Source organism: Acinetobacter sp. YH12156, assembly GCF_013418235.1.
In the GTDB taxonomy this organism is placed as follows: domain Bacteria; phylum Pseudomonadota; class Gammaproteobacteria; order Pseudomonadales; family Moraxellaceae; genus Acinetobacter; species Acinetobacter pseudolwoffii.
The window spans coordinates 1-1,121 of sequence record NZ_VPCL01000040.1; the positions used below are offsets into that span (position 1 = coordinate 1).

Genomic DNA, 1,121 nt, shown 5'->3' on the forward strand with positions numbered 1-1,121 from the left:
TTGCTTGGTTTTTCTCATTACAAATCAAATTACAGCAAGCGCAAAGTTGCCCGACTTTGAAACATGGCTTTAGCCATCTTTCAAAGCATCGAGCTGAAATTTCGCATAAGAGATTTTATGTTAAATAGGTTCGATTAAGCAGATCGTCTTCTAATTTTGAACATTGCTCATCATCAATGACTCCGGTAATACTTTGTAGCCATAACCCATCTGCTGCTAAACGAATTAACTCTAAATTAGGATGACTGTCTGTTTCTGCATGTTGTGATAATCTATTTTTAAGCCATTCCATCCAAATTTTATTAAAGGTAGGCTCTGTAATTAGAGTCATTGATACAGCTGACCATGCAGAAACCACACCATTTATTTGATGAATAAAAGCACTGTGAACATAAGCTCGTGTGAATTTTCCATATTCGTCTTCATCTTGTTTCATTAGATATTCAATAGTTTGATCTACTTCAAGAATTACTTGATTAAACATTTCTTCTATTAAAATTTCTTTATTAGGGAAATGATGGAATATTCCCCCTTTTGTGATGCCTACTGCTGTAGCAATATTTTGAATAGAAACACCAGAAATGCCTTTTTGTGAAACAAGAGTAGCTGCTTGTTCAAGAATACGCTTTCGAATAATTTCTGGCTGTTTCTTAGGCTGTTGCATTTTTTTCACTTAATGACCTGTAGATTGAGAGAATAGATTAATAATAACAACTCCAGAAACTATTAAAACAATACCAATCATAGCTGGAGCATCTAAAGTTTGTTTAAATAAAACGTAGCCAACAATAGTAGTCAGAACAATACCGACTCCTCCCCATATCGCATATGCAATACCTAAAGGGATTGTTTTAATAACTTGTGATAGCAGATAGAAAGCTAGACTGTATATAATTATCACCATAATACTCGGAAATAATTTTGAGAAACCCTCTGATTTAACTAAAAAAGTGCTTCCAATCACTTCGGAAACTATTGCAAATCCAAGTAATACATAAGCGAGTAACACACTGTTCATAAGTAATCATACCTAACATACCAATCGGAAGGTATTTTAAATTTTCAAAAAAAATTATCAATAATTATTTTAGATTTTCTAAAATTAACATAATACACCTTAT

Annotated in this window: 2 protein-coding genes; both read right to left on the reverse strand. The window is 32.5% G+C overall.

Annotated elements, in window-relative coordinates:
* Positions 1–115: 115 nt before the first annotated feature.
* Positions 116–664 (reverse strand): TetR/AcrR family transcriptional regulator, encoded by a 549-nt coding sequence (locus FTU87_RS14970; protein ID WP_218944885.1) that lies wholly within the window; start codon positions 662–664, stop codon positions 116–118.
* A gap of 9 nt (positions 665–673) precedes the next feature.
* Positions 674–1,018 (reverse strand): SMR family transporter, encoded by a 345-nt coding sequence (locus tag FTU87_RS14975; RefSeq protein ID WP_087551688.1) that lies wholly within the window; start codon positions 1,016–1,018, stop codon positions 674–676.
* Between the last annotated feature and the right edge of the window lie 103 nt (positions 1,019–1,121).

Coding starts and splice junctions, on each gene's coding strand:
- FTU87_RS14970 (WP_218944885.1), bottom strand. CDS start 664: ATGCAACAGCCTAAGAAACAGCCAGAAATTATTCGAAAGCGTATTCTT.
- FTU87_RS14975 (WP_087551688.1), bottom strand. CDS start 1,018: ATGAACAGTGTGTTACTCGCTTATGTATTACTTGGATTTGCAATAGTT.